This window comes from Granulicoccus phenolivorans DSM 17626 = NBRC 107789 = JCM 15570, from assembly GCF_000423085.1.
GTDB lineage: Bacteria > Actinomycetota > Actinomycetes > Propionibacteriales > Propionibacteriaceae > Granulicoccus > Granulicoccus phenolivorans.
The window spans coordinates 48,580-65,852 of sequence record NZ_AUHH01000023.1 but is presented as its reverse complement, the minus strand read 5'-3'; the positions used below and the strand labels follow the sequence as shown (position 1 = coordinate 65,852).

The following is a 17,273-nucleotide window of genomic DNA, read 5'->3' as shown; positions in this document are numbered from 1 at the left end:
GGACTAACCTCTGGTGTGCCAGTTGTTCCGCCAGGAGCATCGCTGGTTGGCTACGTTGGGAAGTGATAACCGCTGAAAGCATCTAAGCGGGAAGCATACTTCAAGATGAGGGTTCCCACCCGTATGGGTTAAGGCCCCCGGAAGACCACCGGGTTGATAGGTCGGATGTGGAAGTACAGTAATGTGCGGAGCTGACCGATACTAATAGGCCGAGGGCTTGTTCCTACAACAAACAACAAATATCTTTGACAATTTTTTTTGGTGTGAAGGTGCTACGCGTCCACTGTGAAGCTCCCGAGGTACAGTCGGGAAACATCCCCCTTGGGGGGTGTGCTCGTGACAACTCGATAGAGTTACGGTGATCATGGCGAAGGGGAAACACCCGGTCCCATTCCGAACCCGGAAGTTAAGCCCTTCAGCGCCGATGGTACTGCACGCGATAGCGTGTGGGAGACTAGGACGTCGCCGGACAACTTTTTCAGCCTTTGGGGTGACCATCTTTGTGTGGTCACCCCAAAGGCCATTTTTGCGTTCAAAACCTTTTCGTCACACGTACGCCGGGGCGGCCGTCAGTACGCCGGGGCCGGCGTACCCCGGGGGAGACAGCACAGGAGCACCGAGCCCGACCGGCTCGATGCTCCTGCTGAGGAATCCGCGGACCGGTCCGAGCCGGCCCGGGGTCAGTTGTCGACGGGCTCGGCGCTGTCGCTGACGCGCAGGAAAGCCGACTTGACCAGATCCAGCTGGGCCTGGGTCATGTCCTGCAGGGCCTTCGGAATGGTGTGAGTGATCTCGGTCTGGGTGTGCTTGGCCAGATCCGAGGAGAACTGACTGAACTGCTGCGGGAACTCCTTGGAGGTCGGGTCCAGGTCATGCAGCTTCTGCATCCAGGTCTGTGCGTTCTCCAGGTTGCGGTTGGCCTGCTCGAGGTAGGCCTCTTCGGCTGCCTCATGGGCGCCCAGGAACCGCTCGAGGCTGCCCATGGCGGCCTTGCGCCCCGACTCGTTCGCCTTGGCGACCTTGTCGAGCATCTGGCTCAGCATCTCGTGCTGGGCCTTGACGATGTCGAGCACGGCGTCGCTGGCAGCGTTGGCGGCGTTGGCGGCGTTGGAAGCACTGTTGGTGGTCATAAACGTTCCTCCCGATCGTGTACTCGCGATCGACGCGCAGCGTCGCGCGCGAGAGAGCAGTACCCTCACCGTAGGGGACACAGCGCCGACTGGGAAGAGTTGTTTCTCAGACTTCGCCGCCTGCCGGGATCCCGAGCCGGCCACACCCCGTGCCGCTGCCCGGTCGGCCGGGGGAGTCCGCCGGCGCGATCCGGGCGCACGGACCGGCCGACGGGCTAGACTCAGGCAGAGCTTGGCGTGGACAGGGGGGGTGGGCATGGACTTCTGGGTGGTGATCCTGCTCATCCTGGCGCTGATGATTGTCGCGGCCGGTGTCACCGCCCTGGTCCTGTTGATCGGGCGGCGCAATCGGGAGTCCGCGAAACCGCAGCCACCCGGCGTACCCCCGGGACGCGCAGCGGCGTACCCACCGGCACCCCAGGGCCGCTACGGGACGCCCCCGGCCGGATCCGCGCAGTCCGGCGGGTACGCCGGCTCGCCCGACACCGGCTCCTTCGCCCGGTACCCGGCCGCGCCGGGACCCGTCCCACCACGCCCCACCGGTACCTACCCGCACCGCAGCGCCGCCACTCCACCCGCGGGCCCGGCGATGCCACCCTCGCACGCCTCGGCCTCCCCGGTGGTGGCCTCCGCCCCGGTCGGCGGTCCGTCCCAGCTGGGCGAGGTGCTCCCGGTGGCCGTACGCCGGCGGATCACCGAACTCGTCACTGCCGGTGACCGGGCCGGGGCGATCCAGGCGTACGAGGACGCCACCAGCGTGCCCCGGCACATCGCCGAACAGATGATCGACGCGTGGCGGTGACCGAACCCGACGACCACGGCATCCCGTGGGCCATGCAGATCGCCGTGCGCTACGAACGCGCGGACCCCGCCGACCACGTGAGCACCTGTGAGGTCGCCGCCCGGGCGGTCGTGGCGCTGCTCGCCTCCGAGGACGCCCAACACGGCGCCTGGTCCGAACCGATCCGGATCTGGCGCGATGCCGCCATCCGCAAACTCGTCCGGCGCGCCCGCCCGGCCCCCTGGCTCGGCGTCCAGCACCTGCCCGGGGTCACCGTGACCCAGGGCAAGGCCGCGGCCCGGGCATTCGTGCCCGCTCCGGTCCGCCCACTGCCCCCCGAACTGGCGAAGCTCCAGGTCGAGGGAACCGAACTCCCGCGGACCGGGCCCAGCAGCACCGTCGGCGCCTATCTGCTGATCGCGCTGAACCCGCACATCGAGATGACCACCGGGAAGGCAGCCGCCCAGTGCGGCCACGCCGCCCAACTGTCCTGGGAGGCGATGACGCCGCAGCAACGGGCCACCTGGGCCGCCGATGCCTACCGGGTCCGCGTCACCACCGCGACGCCCGCGCACTGGGCGAGGCAGCCGGGACAGATCCATGTCGTCGATGCCGGGTTCACCGAGCTCGACGGCCCCACCGAAACCGTGCGGGCGTGGTGGCCGCCCGCGCACTGGCCCGACTGGAAGCAAGCATGAGCAGACTCGTCCCCGATCCCGAGGTACCCGGCGCGTACTACGTCCGGATCAACCGAACCGACCATTCCTGGATCGATCCGGACGAACCCACCCGACTCGAGTTCGACTACATGCAGCGCATCGCCGACGCCCTGGACGTGCACCGGCCCGAAGGGGAGCGGATGCGGGTGGTGCACATCGGCGGCGCCGGGATGAGCCTGGCCCGCTACGTCGCGGTGTCCCGCCCCACCTCCCCGCAGATCGTGCTCGAGCCGGACGCCTCCCTCACCGAGGAGGTACGCCAGGCCGCTCCGCTGCCCCGCAACTCCGGGATCAAGGTCCGGGCCACCGACGGGCGGACCGGGATCGCGGCGATGCCCGGTGAGTACGCCGATGTGATCATCCTCGATGCCTTCGCCGAGGCCAGTGTTCCCGCCGACGTGACCACCGTGGAGTTCTTCACCGACATCTCCCGGGTGCTCGCCGCCGACGGAATGCTGCTGGTCAACGTCACCGATCGCGGACCGCTGCACTACACCCGCCGGGTGATGGCCGGCCTCGCTCAGATCTTCCCCGAAACGCTGTTGGAGGCCGAGCCGGCCACCCTCAAGGGACGGCGCTTCGGGAACCTGATCGCCCTGGCGGCCCGGGCCACCCCACCGGTCCAGGCGCTCACCCGCCGGGCGGCCGCGTCCCCGTTCCCGTACCGCGTGCTCTACGGCACCGAACTGCGCCGCTTCGTCGGTGGGGCCGCGGCGTACACCGACCAGGACTGCGAGCCGTCCCCGCCGCCACCGGTCGGGGACACGGTCTTCAGCTGAACCCGCCGGTTACCGGCGACTGGGTACGGTGTTCCGGGAGGTTGCCATGGCAGACGACGAGACGGGGGACGCCATGACCGAACGTGCGTCGGAATCCGGCCGCATCGGGTACGGGAAGGGCCGCGCCCTGCTGATGACCGTGCTGGTGGCCATCGTGATGGGGCTGCTGGTCGCGCTCGGGATCGGTCTGGCCGAGACGCTGCTGGTCGGCCTGTGGCGTTGAGCGGCGGTCAGGGCTGCATCTGCAGCCCGGCGACAGCCGTCTCCACCCCGGCCCGGTAGTGTGGATGTGAGTCCGGCACCGACCCGAGGAAGCCGGCTGACTCCCGACCGTTGCTCACCACGATGATGGTGGTCTGCTCCGAGGTGGTGTTCAGGTCGGGGATGTCGAAGGTCGCTGTGACATCGATCCGATAGCCCGGTTGGCCGCTCACCGTGATCGGGCCGGCCGACCGAGGGTGGAAGTCCATCGGATGGCCGAGGAACACCGAGGCGGTCAGACACGCCAGGATCCGTTCGGCGCCCTCCTGCGGCTCGAAATAGCCGTCCCCGGCACTCAGCGTGGCAACGCCGATCTCGGCCATCCACGACGGGGAGGTGTCGGTGACGATCCGTTGATGGATCGCTCCCTGGCCGTACGGCATCCGCGGCTCGTAGCGCGGCGCCTCCCACGGCCCCGGCAGTTGCGGGAAGGACAACGGGCCGGCATGGACCCGGCCATCGCTCGGCTGCGGCAGCGGACTGCTGGTGTCGCGGCGCGGGCACGGTTCCCGCGTGGGCCGGCCCCCCGCCGGATCACGCCGGGGCCGATCGGTCGGCTCGGCTCCACCGGTCAGCCACCCCACCCCCACGACGATCAGAACCAGGACCACTCCGATCACGATCACCGGCACCACCGGAAACCGACGGCGCGCGGTCGCGGGGGAGCGAAACCGGTCCGACCAGCGGGTGCCGTCCCAATAGCGTTCCCGGCTCGGCTGCTCGGGATCGGGATACCAACCGGGGATGCTCACCTCAGCAGGGTATGTTCCGCCCATTTCGACTTGGGAACCGGCCCGACGCGCGGCAAGAATGACCCCCATGGCACAGCGCTCGCGTGGGAAGAAGAAGCTCTCCCCGTTCACCGTCCTCGGCGTGTTGCTCCTGGTGATCGGGATCAGCGCCCTGGGCTGGCTGGGGTATCAGTATTTCGGCACCAACGCCGTGTCGCAGCAGGCCTTCCAGGAACATCGCAGCGAACTGCGGTCCAAGTGGGACCAGGAGGCCGGACAGCCGAGCAGCCCCAACGCCCCGAGCAGCCCCGCGCGTACGCCGGCCGCCTCGGCGCAGCCGACCACCGGCAAGGCCGACTCCGGCAAGCCCGACCCGAGCACAGCGAGCGCGGGCAAGCGGATCCCGGGCGAGGCGATCGCGCTGCTGCGGATCCCGCGCTTCGGCGCCGACTTCGAGGTGCCGATCCTGACCGGCACCGACACCGACACGCTGACCCGGGGAGTGGGCTGGTACGAGTCCTCGGCCGCCCCCGGCCAGGTCGGCAACTTCGCCATCGCCGGCCACCGGGTGACCCACGGGGAACCGTTCGCCAAGCTGCTCGAACTGCGCAAGGGCGACCCGGTCATCGTGGAGACCCGCGACAAGATCTACACCTACACGATCATGGTCGAACCCAAGGACCTGACCGTGCAGGACCACGACACCTGGGTCCTCGACCCGGTGCCCGGCGAACCCACCAAGCAGGCCGCCAAACCGCTGCTGACGCTCACCACTTGCCAGGACCTGTTCCGCTCCGCCGATCGGTCCATCGGGTTTGCCGAACTGACCAGCCAGACGAACAAGAACTGACCCGCGCTAGACCGACCCGGGCAAGAACCGACCCCGGGCGAGCGATCAGCCCGTAGGGTTGCGCCCATGAGCGACTCCCACGCCGAGGACCGGGCAGCCCTGATCGCGCAGATCACCGAGCTCGCCGTCGTCCACCAGAAGGTCATTCTGTCCTCCGGCCGCGAGGCCGACTATTACGTCGACATGCGCCGGGTGACCCTGGACGGGTACGCCGCCCCGCTGGTCGGTCGGGTCATGCGGGCGCTGGTCGCCGATCTCGACTTCGACGCGGTCGGCGGGTTGACGCTGGGCGCGGATCCGGTCGCGACCGCGATGCTGCATGCCGCCGCGGCGGCCGGGGAGCGGCTGGACGCCTTCGTGGTCCGCAAGTCGGAGAAGGCGCACGGGCTGCAGCGCCGGATCGAGGGGACCGACGTGGCCGGCCGGCGCGTCCTGGTGGTCGAGGACACCTCGACCACCGGCGGTTCCGCGCTGACTGCGGTCGAAGCGGTCCGCGAAGCCGGCGGTGAGGTGATCGCGGTCGCCGGGATCGTGGACCGCGACACCGGTGCGCGGGAGGCGATCGAGCAGGCCGGCCTGCCCTATCGGTACGCCGTCAGCGCCGCCGAACTCGGCCTCGGCTGAGGACCGCTCCCGCGCCGATCAGTACGCCCGGGCGCTCATCGCCCGGGTGATCTCCAGATCATCGAGCTCGGCCGCCGGCGCGATTCGGGTCAGCTTGCCCTCGCGGATCATCGCAATCGTGTCGCACCAGTCGAGCAACTCGGTCGGGTCGGAGGTGAACAGGATCGCCGCATGCCCCCGCTCGGTGTGCTCGGCGAGCATGGCGTAGATCTCGCGCCGGGAACCGACGTCCAGGCCCCGGGTGGGTTCGTTCAGGATGACCAGTTCCCGCTGCTCGGTGACCCAGCGCTGCAGGGCGAGCTTCTGCCGTTGCCCCTCGGAGAGGATGGCGACCTCGGCGTACAGGTGCTCCTCCTGCAGCCGCAGCCGTTCGGCGACCTGTTCGGGGGTCTCCGGATGCCCGGATTCGGCCAGCTGCTGGGCCACGGTGTGCTCGGCGTTCAGGCCGTCCTCGTGCCGCTGGTCGGAGAAGTACGCGATCCCCAGCTTCGCCGCATCCTCCGGACTGGCCAGCCGGACCTCCCGACCGTCCCAGCGGGCCTGCATGGTCGCCTTCTCGGCTGTCCCGGACAGCGCCAGCGCGACCTCGCGGACGCCGCTGCGGCGCGGCCCGACGAACCCGAGCACCTCGCCGCGGTGCACGGTGAAGTCGACGCCGGAGAGCTTGTCGCCGACGGTCAGCCCGCGCACCTCCAGCAGCGGTCGGTCGGTCGGATGACCCGCCCGGTCGTGCTCGGGGGTGGCGTACCCGTCGGGGAGCATCGCGTCGGCGATGTGGTCCGGGGTGACCTGGTCGGCATCGAAGATCACGTCGATCTGCCCGTCCAGCATCACCGCGATCCGGTCGGACAGGTCGTGCAGTTCCGTGAGCCGGTGGGAGATGTAGATGATGCTGCGGCCCTGGGCGGCGAACACCCGGGCGATCCGGTGCATCGCCGCCAGTTCGCCGGCATTCGCGGTCGCGGTGACCTCGTCCATGATGATCAGCCGGGCCCGCTCGGCGTACAACCGGGCCGCTTCGACCAGCGCCTGTTCGGCCGGATGCAGTTCGGCGATCCGCTGGTCGGGGCGAAGCTGCGAACCGATCGCCTTCAGCGCCCGCTCGGCCGAGCGGGTGGCGTCCTCCGGGGTGTGGCGCAGGTGCGGGGAAGTCCGCAGCACTGCCTCGCCGACGGTCAGTTTGGGATCCAGGTGCAGCGCCTGATGGATCATCCCGACGCCGAACTCCTTGGCCTCAGCCGGATTCCGCGGATGGTAGGGCTCCCCGTCCAGGATGATCTCGCCGGAGTCGGCGGTGTACTCACCGGCCAGGATGCGCATGAAGGTCGACTTGCCGACGCCGTTCTCGCCCACCAGGCCGAGAATCTCGCCGGCGTACAGATCGATCTCGACGCCCTTGAGGACCGGCGGACCTCCGTGGCTCTTGGTGAGATTCCTGATGCTGACAGCAGGAGCGCTGGTCACAACAGGATCGGCAGTCACAACAGCATCCACACTCGGCTCCCTTCGGTACGTAGCGGCCGTGGCCAGGCGGCGCTGTTGATTGAGCTTAGCCGAGGCCGCCCCGGCCACGACATCGCCGCGTTGGCCAACGGGATCAGCAGCGTTAGCCAACCGGAATCATTCGGGATCGGGAAGTTGGTGTCCACTCGGTAAACTACGGACAACCTGCAACCGCTCGGGCGGAGGAAACCGTGAACTGGATCATCGTGCTCGTTCTGATCGTCCTGATCGTGCTGCTGGTCGCCGGACTCGCCGCGATGGTCGCGTACACGAACTTCCAGTACCAGCGCACCGCGATCAAGGAGGCCTGGAAGCGCGTCGACGGCCGCCTCCAGGGGCGCTACGACGCGATCGCCGAGCTGACCCGGCTGGTTCGCCGGTACGCCCCCGCCGAGACCCGCATCACCGACGAGGTCGACGCCCTGCGGCAGGCCGCCCAGGAACTGTCGATCACCGAGGGCACCGCGCCGTCGGACCGACGCGCGGACGCCGAACGGGAGCTGACCGTGGCGGTCCGCGGTCTGCTGTCACTGGGGTACGCCTACCCCGACCTGGCCGGCAACCGGAACTTCCTCGCCGCCCAGCAGACGCTGGCGCAGGAACAGAAGCAGCTGTCCAACAATCGCAAGCAGTACAACCAACTCGTCGAGGCGTACAACGGCGGGCTGGAGCAGAACCGCGGTACCCGGTGGGTGGCGCACTACTTCAAGTTCTCCCCGGCGATGCCGTTCGGCACCTCCGCGCCCGCGCAGCCCCCGGTGCCGGCGGGCGCCGCGCCGCACCCTGCGCAGGTGCGTCCGGAGCAGGCCCGCCCCGAGCAGGCCCGGCCGGCGCAGCCGGGTCCGGAGCAGACGCGCCCGGCGCAGACGCGTCCGGTACCGGTCCGGCCGGCCCCCGACGCGGCAGGCCCGACCCGACCGCTCGTACCCCAGCAGACCCCGGCGGCCGCGCCGACGCAGCCGGCCCGGGCCCCGCGCCCGCCGCAGTCGCCGCCGGTCCATGCGCCCCAGGTGACCCACAATCCGCCCCGGGCACTGCGGCCGACCGCCGCCGCCCGACCCGGGCGCAGCTGACGCCGGGACGTCTGCCGAGGCCCGAGCAGCCGCCGGAACATTCCGATTCGGTGAGCCGGGAGGCGGGGTACGCTGACCCCGCCCACCCCCGGAGCGCCCAAGGAGTCGACCGTGCGTCCTGCCGCGTTGCGCGATGCCACGCGCCCGAAGCTGATCGCCGCCGTGGTCGGCGTCGCGGTGATCGTGCTCGTCTCGGTGATCATCCTGGTGGTCACTTCCGGGCAGGACGGACAGGCGGCAGACCCTGACCCCCACGCCACGGGACCGATCAGTACGCCGTCGGCGACCGCGGCACCCTCGGCGGCGCCGACGATGCCGCCGGAGCATCGCGAGGATCTCCCGGCCAACGACACCCAGCGCACCCAGATCCAGCTGGCCAACGACTACATCGACGCGTTCCTGGCGGCCGGCTCCACCGAGGCGCGCAAAACGGCACTGCAGGGACTGGCGACCCCGCAGAACCTGGTCGACATCGCCGAGATCGACCAGTCCCGGGTGCCGGCCGCGACCCGGGTACCGAACCGCGACGCCGCGCTGGATCCCAGCGCGGGCACCGCGACCCGCGCGTACGCCCATGTGCAGCTCACCGATGACTCCTGGTGGGGGATGTGGCTGGTGCAGGACGCCAACGCCCCCCGCGGCTGGGCGGTGGCCTCGCTGGAGAAGTTCGGCCACTGATGCCGCGCCCGGTCGGCCTTGCCCAGCAACTGCGGTCCCGGCTGGTCGTCGTCGAGCGGCGACCCCGCACCGGCCGCGGGGCGCCGCAGCGGAGGTCACCGCGGGGCCCGCTGTGGCTGGGCCTGCTGGGGGTGCTGGCCGTGGCCGCCGTGGTGACCGTGCCGATGTCGATCGTCAGCCTGGTGCCCGTTCCGGTGCCGCCGCGTACGCCCGGGCAGGCCGCGACCAACTGTCGGGTGGCGACCCAGCAGCCGATGCCGCCGGGCGGAGTGTCCCCGCAGCCGATGACGACCCCGAACCCGGGCGGGCCGCCGGTCCGCAACGCCCACTGGTACGCCCCGACCACCATCGACACGCTGAATGAGACCCAGCTGCGCAACGCGACCGCGATCGCGACCGCGGCCCGGGAGTTCCACGCCACCGATCAGGAAATCGTGCTGCTGTTCATGGCCGCGATGGTGGAGACCCGGCTGTACAACCTGGCCTCCGATGCGCCGACCGAGGCCGACTCGCTGAACTATCCCAACGACGGCGTCTCGGTCGATCATCGCTCGGTCGGGATGTTTCAGCAGCAGCACTGGCACGGCACCCCGGCCGAACGGATGGATATCCGGCGGGCCACCTATCTGTTCCTGGAGGGCAAGGAATCCGGGGACCCGCCCGGGCTGCGGGACAAGCCGAACTGGCAGCAGATGGATCCCGGGGCGGCCGTGCAGTCGGTCCAGCGCTCGGCGTTCCCCGGCCGGTACGCCGAGTTCGAGCACTTCGCCCAGCAACTGCTCGCCCGGATCGGGCCGAGCATCGGAGTGGCGGCGCCGAACCTCGAGGTGGCCGGGGTGCCGATCGGGTGCGGGCCGCGGGCGTACGACGGGGCGGTGAATGCCCCGGCCCCCGACTGGCTGACCGCGATGCTGCCCGGCGTCCAACCCGACACGATGCTGGTCGCGGCCGCGGTCGCCAACAAGTGGCCGGAGATCAAGGTGTACGGCGGGGTGCGGCCCGATGCGCTGCCGTACCACCCGTCCGGGCGCGGCCTGGACATCATGATTTCCAGCGCTCTCGCGGACTTCAAATCCCCGGCGGGGGTCAAACTCGGCACCGATATCGCCGAGTTCATCCGGGCCCACGCCGATGCCCTCGGGGTCGACCACATCATCTGGAACGCCCAGATCTGGTCGGTCGGCCGGGCCGCGGAGGGGTGGCGGCCCTGCGGGCAGGCCAGCTGTTACGCCGGCCCCGACGACACCGCCGCGCACCGGGACCACGTCCATGTGACCACTTTCGGGAATCGGGGCACCACGATGCCGACCCAACCGGTCGCCCTCCCGGCGGGCTCGGGCGGGGTCGTCGCGCCGCTGCCGGCGGGGACGTACAAGGTGAACAACTCCTTCGGCCGGCGTGGGGCGAACTGGTCCAGCACGCACACCGGGGAGGATTTCTCCGCGCCGACGGGGACCCCGGTGTTCAGCGTGATGGACGGCACCGTGTTGCCGCCGATCAAGCAGGCCTGGGCCGGGCTGAACGTGGTGGTGCAGCATCCCGGCGGACACATCACCGTGTACGCCCACCTGTCGGCGATCACCACGCCACCGGGGACCCGGGTCCGCGCCGGGCAGGAGATCGGCAAGCTCGGCTCGACCGGCAACTCCACCGGCCCGCACCTGCACATGGAGTATCACCCGCCCGGCGTCGGGCCCGAGGACATCTACGCCGCGACCGATCCGGTGGCCTGGTTGCGGGCCAACGGCGTCCAGATCTGAGGTATCGGCTCAGCCCGGCAGCCGACCGCGCAGCCAGCGCAGGTTCCACAGCGCGCCGAGCAGCAGCGGAAGCCCGACCCAGGCCCCGTACGCCAGGGGCCACAGATTCGCCACCCCGGCGGCGTACCGCAGCGGGTTCCCGCGGACGGTCAGGGCGTACCCGACCAGCCAGCTGGCGACCCCGATCAGGACCAGCCAGCAGCACCCGACCAGGCCCAGGATCAGCTGTCGGCGGCGTCGACTTCGGGCCACGGGGGCGCCCCCTTCGGGTAGTAGCGTGAGCGCAGCCAGTCTGCCACCGGCCCACCCCGGCCGACGACCGGTCGAAGGAGACACCATGTCCGGCACCGCCCCGCCGCCCCCGCAGCAGGAACCGCACTACGGGCCGACATCGACACCGGTGGGGGAGCCGGCGTACCCGCCTTCGGCGACCGGCGAACCGGCGTACGGGGCGCAGCAGCTGGAGTGGCAGATCACCGAACAGGTACCGGGCGACCCGTTCACCGCCGAACTCGTGGTGTGGCCCGGGGATGCGCTCGACGGGATCGCGATTCCGCTGCAGGGGAACCTGCTGGAGGCGGTCAGCGACGTGCGGCGGCGACAGGGTGGCGCGTTCGCGATGGGGAATGACGCGATGGATCGCGATACCCTCGATTCGGAGGCGGAGGCATCCGATTCCACGGAGGGGCAGCGCCCGCGGACGCCGCTGCTGGCTCGGCTCAGCCGGTCCACCGGGGCGGATCAGGCGGACCGCTGGCTGTCCAACATTCCGGTGAAATATCAGATCGGGGCCGCGGCTGCGGTGCTGGTCGTCTTCCTGCTGATCATGCTGATCGGCTCGCTCCGGTGAGCGTGTTCGGCCCGGTCACAGCGGTGGAACGAGAGGGACGAGTTGTCTGAGCAGCAGCCGCCGACGGGGAATTGGCCGCCGGCGCCGCCCGGCGCGGCCCAGGCGTGGTATCAGCCGGATCCCGACGAGGTGCGCTGGGCACCGCCCGGGCAGATCCCGCCGCCGAACGGGCAGGTCCCGCCGCCGAACGGGCAGCAGCCGGCGGACGGGGCGCCGACGCTGGCTTTCGAGGGGTACGCCGCCGCGCTGCACCCGCAGCAGCCGCCCGCCTCCCACCCGTCGGCACCACAGCCGCCGGCCAGTCCTCAACCGAGCTATCCCCAGGCGGGCCACCCCCAGTCGGGCCACCCGGCGCAGCCCGGGGCGGGGCCGACCACCGCGCCGCCGTCGGTCGGGCCGGGACCCCAGGGTCCCGTCGGCCGCCCGCCGCTGCATCACGCCGATCAGCCGGCGTACCGGCCCGAGTCGTTCCCGCAGCAGCCGTACGCCGGACCCGACGCGTACCCCACGAACCAGCCCGCACCCTCCGGGCGGCCGGCCGCTGCACCCGCGCCCGCCCCGACCGCGGCCCCGAGCCCGGCGCAGGACGTGGCGCCGGCGCAGGACGTGGCTCCGGCGTCGACCCCGGAGCCCGGGATGGCGTTCGGGATCCGGGAGCCCCGGCCCCAGCCCCGGCCGCGGCGCAAGGGCCTGTTCGGCCGGCGCGACATCGAACCGCAGGGCCGGTTCACCCCGCAGGAGTGGGAGGCGATGCGCGACGTGATCGACACCCCGGTCGATTCGCACCGGATCACGGTGTCCTCGCTCAAGGGTGGCGTGTCGAAGACCACGACCGTGCTCGGGCTGGGGACCGCGCTGTCGCTGTACCGCCGCGACTCGGTGACCGCGATCGACGCGAACCCGCACCGCGGGACGCTGGCCGAGCGGCTGGGCGAGGAGCACCCGCGGACCGTACGCGACCTGCTGACGAACCTGTCGAACATCCACACCGCGTCGGATTTCCGGCGCTACACCTCGATGAGCCGATCGCGGTTGGAGGTGCTGGCGTCGGAGAAGGACCCGGAGAAGCAGATCAGCTTCTCCGCCCAGGAGTACCAGGCGGCGCTGCAGGTGATCCTGACCTTCCGGCCGCTGGTGATCACCGATACCGGGACCGACCTGCTGCTGCCGCTGATGCGCGAGGTGTACAACTCCACCGACACCCTGGTCGTGCCCGCCACCACGGCTGCCGACGGTTGGCGGCTGGCGACCGAGACCCTGGACTGGTGGGAACAGAAGTCGATCCACGGGCCGGAACTGGTGCGCAATGCGGTGATGCCACTGGCCCGGATCCAGACCTTCACCCTGCCCGATCAGTCGAACCCGCCCAAGGGCCGCAAACTGCGCGCGATGATCGAGGAGTTCGCCGCCGAGCAGGAGGCCCACGAGGCCGAGATGCGCCGCGGGCTGGCCGGCCGGGTCCGCGCGGTGGTTCCGATCCCGCACGATCCGCTGCTCAAGGCCGGGCACCACTTCGTCTGGGACCAGTTGCTGCCGCAGACCCAGGAAGCGTTCATGGAGCTGGCGTACGAGGTGGCCAAGGGCTTCGGGGAGCAGCAGACCCGGGGCTGATTCGGCCGGGACGCGGCCGTACGGTCATCCAGCGTCACTCCGGGAAACCCAACGTCCGGGCGCCCAGAAGCTCGGTTGCCCACAGTGACGCTCGATGGCCCGGGCGAACGCTGCCGTGGTGTTCGAGCCAGGGTCCAAGGCGTCGAGCGTGCCACCCGACGGCCTCGGGTGGCACGCTCGTACATCAAGCTGCTCGAGATTCACCGAGTTCGGACTTGCTGCGCACAAATTCACGGAACTCTTCGATCAAGCCGTGTCCGCGCCCTAGCGCACGCAGGAGTGATGGCAAGGTGAGTCTTTCCGCCCTGGTTGCAGATCTGGCGGCACCTTCAAACGGTCCTTCGGAATCCTTTCAAAAATTCTATCTGGTCAACCGGCGTGAAGCTGATGTCCAGCCAACCCGGCGGCACCGGCTGATTCGGCCGGGACGCGGCCGTCCGGTCATCCAGCGTCACTCCGGGCAACCCAACGTCCGGGCGCCCAGAAGCTGGGTTACCAAAAGTGACGTTGGATGGAAATCCTGAAGCTCGATGGGATTCAGGCAGGTTTCTATCCGCATTACCGCCGGATCACGACTTCGACATCACGATCTTCTGGGAAGTCTCGAATAGGCCCTCCCACCCCGGCGCGGCGCCTGCCCGCCCAGTGGCCTTCGGCTCTGGCGTACGTGCTGGCGGTGCTGCTCTGGCCCTTCGCCGCAGTCCTGGTCGTGCTGATCTGGAGCGCCTTCGCCCCGGAACCGCCGGGGTCCCGGTCAGTCGAGGGTCCGGATCGTGGCGACGGTGGCCCCGAGCAGCCGGACCAGGTCGCCGGGGGCGATCTCGAGCTTGAGTGAGCGCTTGCCGGCGGAGACGAAGATCGTCGGGTGGTCCAGCGCCGAGTCGTCCACGACGGTGGGCAGCGGGGCGCGCTGACCCAGCGGGGAGATCCCTCCCACAACGTAGCCGCTGGAGCGTTCGGCGGCGGCGGGGTCGGCCATCTGGGCCTTCTTCGCCCCGACGGCGCGGGCGAGGGCCTTCAGATCGAGGTGATGGCTGACCGGCACCACGCCCACCACGAGCCGGCCGGAACAGTCCGCGATCAGCGTCTTGAACACCCGATCGGGGCTGACGCCCAGCTGCCGGGCCGACTCGGGTCCGAGCTCGCCCTCGGCGTGCATGTCGACGGCGTGCTCGTGCAGGGTGTGGGCGATCCCGGCCCTGACCACCGCCTGCAGGGCGGGGGTGCCGGTCGCCTCGTGGGGCTTTCGGGAGCGCTTGGCCATGGGGACCATCTTCGCACCGTCGATACCCCGGCAGGCATCTGCCCGGACGGGGATACTGGTGCTGACGGAGGGGGAGCCGACGATGCCGCGTGTCCTGGTGGTGGACGACGAAGCTGCGATCCGTGACGTGCTCCGGGGTTATCTCGAGGCGTCCGCGTACGAGGTGCTCGAGGCAGGTGATGCCGCGACCGCGATCGACCTGGCCCGTCGCCGCGGACCCGACGTGGTGCTGCTCGACCTCGGCCTGCCCGACCGGGACGGGCTCGAGGTGATGCGTGACCTCGCGGCGTCAACGGAGGCGTACGTCCTGGTCGTCAGCGCCCGCGCCGAGGAACTGGACCGACTCGTCGGACTGCGACTGGGCGCCGATGACTACATCACCAAACCGTTCAGCCCGCGCGAGGTGGTGGCACGGGTCGACGCCGTGCTGCGCCGCGGTCGCCGGCCGGCGCCGGTCGATCCCCCCGACGACCGGCGGGAGTTCGACGGACTGGTGATCGACCCGGGGCGGCGCGAGGTGCAGGTGGACGGTCGGGCGGTGGAGCTCACCGCGCTGGACTTCGACCTGCTCGCGGCACTGGCCGACGCCCCGGGGCGGGTCTTCTCCCGCCGCCAGTTGCTGGAACGGGTCTGGGGCGGGGACTTCTTCGGCGACGAACGGATCGTCGACGTGCATATCCGCGCCATCCGGGCCGCTCTGGGCGACGATCCGGGCGCGGCGCGGTTCGTGGGGACCGTCCGGGGCGTGGGCTACAGGTGCGTGGCGACACCGCGATGAGACGCCTCCTGGACCGGTTGAGCACCCGGCTGCTGCTGTCCCACCTCGCGGTGGCCGTGGTCGGGACCGCCGTGGCGTTCGTGGTCGTCCGGCTGCTGGCCCCGGCAGACTTCGCCCGCCGCGCCGGCCTGGGACCCGGGCCCGGGGCAGGATCGGGGCTCGGTGCCGGGACGGGCGCAGGGACGGGGGGCGGCTCGGCCGCCACCGGCCGGGGACATACGCTCCTGGCCGCGTTCGATGCGGCGATCAACCAGGCACTGGTGGTCGGTCTGGTGGCCGCCGTCGTCATCGCGGCAGTGCTGGCCTGGCTGGCGGTGAGCAGGTTGTTACGGCCGTTGGAGCGGGTCCGTACGACAACCCGGGCGCTCGCCGGCGGGGACTACACGACCCGGGTGGAGGTGCCCCGGGAACTCGAGCTGGCCCGCCTGGCCGAGGACATCAACGCCCTCGCCGGCGCGCTGCAGGAGTCCGAAGCCCGACGGGTCCGCTTGATCGGGGAGGTGGCGCACGAGATGCGCACGCCCCTCACCGTGATCGACGGCTACGTCGAGGGGATGATCGACGGGGTGTTCGAGCCGACGCCGGACCGCCTGTCCGCGGTGTCCGAGGAGGCCCGGGTGCTGCACCGGTTGGCCGAGGACCTGTCCGCGCTGTCGCGGGCGGAGGAGGGACGACTGGCACTGGCCCCGGCGGACTTCGACCTCAGCGGACTGGTCGGCGACGTGGCCCGGCGACTGCGCCCGCAGTTCGACGACGCCGGGGTGACCCTCACCGTCGCGTCGTCCCCGTCCCTCACCGTCACCGCCGACCGGGACCGGATCGGCCAGGTCGTCACCAATCTGCTGGGCAATGCTCTGCGCGCCTGCTCGCCGGGGGACACGGTGACCCTCGCGGTGGCCGAGGAGGCCGGACAGGCCGTCGTCACGGTGTCCGACACCGGACGTGGACTGGCGCCCGAGGACCTGGCCCGGGTCTTCGAGCGGTTCTACCGGGTGCCCGACAAGGAGACCGGGACGCGGGCCGGGACCGGCTCCGGCATCGGGTTGACGATCTCCCGCAGCATCGCCCGTGCGCACGGCGGCGATGTGCTGGCGTCGTCGCCCGGTGCCGGGCTCGGGGCGACCTTCCGCCTGGTGCTGCCCCGGTCGCCACGGGCGGGCGCGACGACCGGGGCAACGGTCAGCCGTTGAGGCAGCTCCCGTCGCGCAGGCCCTGGCGGTTCATCTGGCCCTGACCGTTGGGGCCGAGGGCGGCGGTCCCGCCCGGGCCGGCGGCGAACGCCTTCTGGTGCTGCTCGGAGGCGGTCAGCAGGTGGCCGTACACCTGGTCGAGGTCGGCGTTGTCGGAGGTGTCGATCGCGGTCCGGAGGTCCGCGATGTCAGCGGTCTCCAGGTCCACCCCCACCTGGTACGCGGCACTTTCGGAGCTCCGTCCCTGCTCGAGCCAGCTGTTGTAGAGCTTCTGGACCTCGGCGTTGTCGTACGTCCCTGCGGTCGACGAGGGGTGGGTGAGACCGTAGCGATCCAGCAGGGCCATCACGCGCTCCTCGTGGCGCTGCTCGCTGGTCGCGATGCGGCTGAAGGTCGTGGCGTCGGGGTATGTCTGCGCCAGGGTGGTGTAGAGGTCCTTCGCCATCCGCTCCTCGTCCGCCATCCGCAGCAGGTCGGCCTTCTCCGCGTCGGAGAGCGGCGAGGCCGCCGCGAGCGAGGCGCCGACCCGGGGTGCGGTGCTGGGTGGGGCAGCCGTCGCGAGGCCGGTGGCGGCGACTGCGAGCCAGCCACCCCCGACGGTGAGCGTGGCGATCGTGAGCCCGGTGACGATGCGTGTCCTCGTCATTCGTGTCTTTGTCCTGCGTGGGGTTCTCATCGGAGTCCTCCTGTG

At 70.7% G+C, this 17,273-nt stretch carries 19 protein-coding genes and 2 rRNA genes; 15 read left to right on the top strand and 6 right to left on the bottom strand.

Annotated features, from left to right (window positions below; genetic code table 11):
• A 23S ribosomal RNA gene (locus G531_RS0110770) occupies positions 1–225 on the top strand; the annotation flags it as partial.
• A gap of 129 nt (positions 226–354) precedes the next feature.
• Positions 355–471: ribosomal RNA gene (gene rrf, locus G531_RS0110765) — 5S ribosomal RNA — on the top strand.
• Between the two features lie 209 nt (positions 472–680).
• Here rrf and G531_RS0110760 read toward each other — a convergent pair.
• Complete coding sequence (locus G531_RS0110760; protein ID WP_026927267.1) at positions 681–1,130, bottom strand: hypothetical protein; 450 nt, start codon at positions 1,128–1,130, stop codon at positions 681–683.
• A gap of 232 nt (positions 1,131–1,362) precedes the next feature.
• Here G531_RS0110760 and G531_RS0110755 point away from each other — a divergent pair, with 232 nt between their 5' ends.
• Genes G531_RS0110755 through G531_RS25705 form a run of 4 tightly spaced genes read left to right on the top strand, consistent with a single transcriptional unit; the run spans position 1,363 to position 3,632 of the window.
• Positions 1,363–1,932, top strand: coding sequence for a hypothetical protein (locus G531_RS0110755; protein ID WP_145978785.1), 570 nt, complete (start codon positions 1,363–1,365; stop codon positions 1,930–1,932).
• 32 nt (positions 1,933–1,964) lie between these two features.
• Positions 1,965–2,609 carry an aminoacyl-tRNA hydrolase gene (locus G531_RS21880; RefSeq protein WP_051215354.1) on the top strand — a complete coding sequence of 215 codons (645 nt, stop codon included), beginning with the start codon at positions 1,965–1,967 and terminating at the stop codon, positions 2,607–2,609.
• The gene (locus G531_RS0110745; protein ID WP_026927265.1) at positions 2,606–3,409 is read left to right on the top strand and encodes a spermidine synthase; all 804 of its coding nucleotides are present in this window, start codon (positions 2,606–2,608) and stop codon (positions 3,407–3,409) included. The genes G531_RS21880 and G531_RS0110745 overlap by 4 nt, the downstream gene beginning before the upstream one ends.
• Positions 3,410–3,455: 46 nt before the next feature.
• Positions 3,456–3,632 (top strand): hypothetical protein, encoded by a 177-nt coding sequence (locus tag G531_RS25705; RefSeq protein ID WP_155827956.1) that lies wholly within the window; start codon positions 3,456–3,458, stop codon positions 3,630–3,632.
• Positions 3,633–3,639: 7 nt separating this feature from the next.
• On the opposite strand, the gene G531_RS0110735 is transcribed toward G531_RS25705, so the two are convergent.
• Positions 3,640–4,422, bottom strand: coding sequence for a DUF2510 domain-containing protein (locus G531_RS0110735; protein WP_026927264.1), 783 nt, complete (start codon positions 4,420–4,422; stop codon positions 3,640–3,642).
• 67 nt (positions 4,423–4,489) lie between these two features.
• Here G531_RS0110735 and G531_RS21875 point away from each other — a divergent pair, with 67 nt between their 5' ends.
• Together G531_RS21875 and pyrE are read left to right on the top strand one after the other, a co-directional pair.
• Complete coding sequence (locus tag G531_RS21875) at positions 4,490–5,251, top strand: class E sortase (protein WP_035758530.1); 762 nt, start codon at positions 4,490–4,492, stop codon at positions 5,249–5,251.
• 66 nt (positions 5,252–5,317) lie between these two features.
• A complete protein-coding gene (gene pyrE, locus G531_RS0110725) occupies positions 5,318–5,875 on the top strand; it encodes an orotate phosphoribosyltransferase (RefSeq protein ID WP_026927263.1) in 558 nt (185 codons plus the stop codon).
• Between the two features lie 18 nt (positions 5,876–5,893).
• Here pyrE and G531_RS0110720 read toward each other — a convergent pair whose 3' ends face one another.
• Positions 5,894–7,369 (bottom strand): ATP-binding cassette domain-containing protein, encoded by a 1,476-nt coding sequence (locus G531_RS0110720; protein ID WP_162143170.1) that lies wholly within the window; start codon positions 7,367–7,369, stop codon positions 5,894–5,896.
• A 200-nt stretch (positions 7,370–7,569) separates the two neighbouring features.
• On the opposite strand from G531_RS0110720, the gene G531_RS0110715 reads away from it, so the two are divergent.
• From G531_RS0110715 to G531_RS24580, 3 genes are all read left to right on the top strand, one after another.
• Positions 7,570–8,451 (top strand): LemA family protein, encoded by an 882-nt coding sequence (locus tag G531_RS0110715; protein WP_026927261.1) that lies wholly within the window; start codon positions 7,570–7,572, stop codon positions 8,449–8,451.
• Positions 8,452–8,562: 111 nt separating this feature from the next.
• Complete coding sequence (locus tag G531_RS0110710) at positions 8,563–9,129, top strand: hypothetical protein (protein WP_145978787.1); 567 nt, start codon at positions 8,563–8,565, stop codon at positions 9,127–9,129.
• Entirely contained in the window at positions 9,129–10,889 is a 1,761-nt protein-coding gene (locus tag G531_RS24580) for a M23 family metallopeptidase (protein ID WP_051215350.1), read from the top strand. Before G531_RS0110710 ends, G531_RS24580 begins: the two co-directional genes overlap by 1 nt.
• A gap of 9 nt (positions 10,890–10,898) precedes the next feature.
• Here the strand turns inward: G531_RS24580 and G531_RS0110700 are convergent, their stop codons facing one another.
• On the bottom strand, positions 10,899–11,141 hold the full coding sequence (locus G531_RS0110700) for a hypothetical protein (protein ID WP_026927259.1): 243 nt from the start codon (positions 11,139–11,141) through the stop codon (positions 10,899–10,901).
• Positions 11,142–11,226: 85 nt separating this feature from the next.
• On the opposite strand from G531_RS0110700, the gene G531_RS0110695 reads away from it, so the two are divergent.
• Together G531_RS0110695 and G531_RS0110690 are read left to right on the top strand one after the other, a co-directional pair.
• On the top strand, positions 11,227–11,739 hold the full coding sequence (locus tag G531_RS0110695; protein ID WP_026927258.1) for a hypothetical protein: 513 nt from the start codon (positions 11,227–11,229) through the stop codon (positions 11,737–11,739).
• A gap of 42 nt (positions 11,740–11,781) precedes the next feature.
• Entirely contained in the window at positions 11,782–13,350 is a 1,569-nt protein-coding gene (locus G531_RS0110690; RefSeq protein ID WP_026927257.1) for a MinD/ParA family ATP-binding protein, read from the top strand.
• A 754-nt stretch (positions 13,351–14,104) separates the two neighbouring features.
• Here G531_RS0110690 and ybaK read toward each other — a convergent pair.
• On the bottom strand, positions 14,105–14,614 hold the full coding sequence (gene ybaK / locus G531_RS0110685) for a Cys-tRNA(Pro) deacylase (protein ID WP_026927256.1): 510 nt from the start codon (positions 14,612–14,614) through the stop codon (positions 14,105–14,107).
• Positions 14,615–14,696: 82 nt separating this feature from the next.
• On the opposite strand from ybaK, the gene G531_RS0110680 reads away from it, so the two are divergent.
• Positions 14,697–15,392, top strand: coding sequence for a response regulator transcription factor (locus tag G531_RS0110680; RefSeq protein ID WP_026927255.1), 696 nt, complete (start codon positions 14,697–14,699; stop codon positions 15,390–15,392).
• The gene (locus G531_RS0110675; protein ID WP_051215349.1) at positions 15,389–16,582 is read left to right on the top strand and encodes a sensor histidine kinase; all 1,194 of its coding nucleotides are present in this window, start codon (positions 15,389–15,391) and stop codon (positions 16,580–16,582) included. Before G531_RS0110680 ends, G531_RS0110675 begins: the two co-directional genes overlap by 4 nt.
• Here the strand turns inward: G531_RS0110675 and G531_RS21865 are convergent.
• Positions 16,572–17,228 carry a DUF2202 domain-containing protein gene (locus tag G531_RS21865; protein ID WP_051215348.1) on the bottom strand — a complete coding sequence of 219 codons (657 nt, stop codon included), beginning with the start codon at positions 17,226–17,228 and terminating at the stop codon, positions 16,572–16,574. The two genes, G531_RS0110675 and G531_RS21865, sit on opposite strands and share 11 nt — an antisense overlap.
• Positions 17,229–17,273: the final 45 nt, after the last annotated feature.

Coding starts and splice junctions, on each gene's coding strand:
- G531_RS21875 (WP_035758530.1), top strand. CDS start 4,490: ATGGCACAGCGCTCGCGTGGGAAGAAGAAGCTCTCCCCGTTCACCGTC.
- G531_RS0110675 (WP_051215349.1), top strand. CDS start 15,389: ATGAGACGCCTCCTGGACCGGTTGAGCACCCGGCTGCTGCTGTCCCAC.
- G531_RS25705 (WP_155827956.1), top strand. CDS start 3,456: ATGGCAGACGACGAGACGGGGGACGCCATGACCGAACGTGCGTCGGAA.
- G531_RS0110680 (WP_026927255.1), top strand. CDS start 14,697: ATGCCGCGTGTCCTGGTGGTGGACGACGAAGCTGCGATCCGTGACGTG.
- ybaK (WP_026927256.1), bottom strand. CDS start 14,614: ATGGCCAAGCGCTCCCGAAAGCCCCACGAGGCGACCGGCACCCCCGCC.
- pyrE (WP_026927263.1), top strand. CDS start 5,318: ATGAGCGACTCCCACGCCGAGGACCGGGCAGCCCTGATCGCGCAGATC.
- G531_RS0110760 (WP_026927267.1), bottom strand. CDS start 1,130: ATGACCACCAACAGTGCTTCCAACGCCGCCAACGCCGCCAACGCTGCC.
- G531_RS0110745 (WP_026927265.1), top strand. CDS start 2,606: ATGAGCAGACTCGTCCCCGATCCCGAGGTACCCGGCGCGTACTACGTC.
- G531_RS21865 (WP_051215348.1), bottom strand. CDS start 17,228: ATGACGAGGACACGCATCGTCACCGGGCTCACGATCGCCACGCTCACC.
- G531_RS0110695 (WP_026927258.1), top strand. CDS start 11,227: ATGTCCGGCACCGCCCCGCCGCCCCCGCAGCAGGAACCGCACTACGGG.
- G531_RS21880 (WP_051215354.1), top strand. CDS start 1,965: ATGCAGATCGCCGTGCGCTACGAACGCGCGGACCCCGCCGACCACGTG.
- G531_RS24580 (WP_051215350.1), top strand. CDS start 9,129: ATGCCGCGCCCGGTCGGCCTTGCCCAGCAACTGCGGTCCCGGCTGGTC.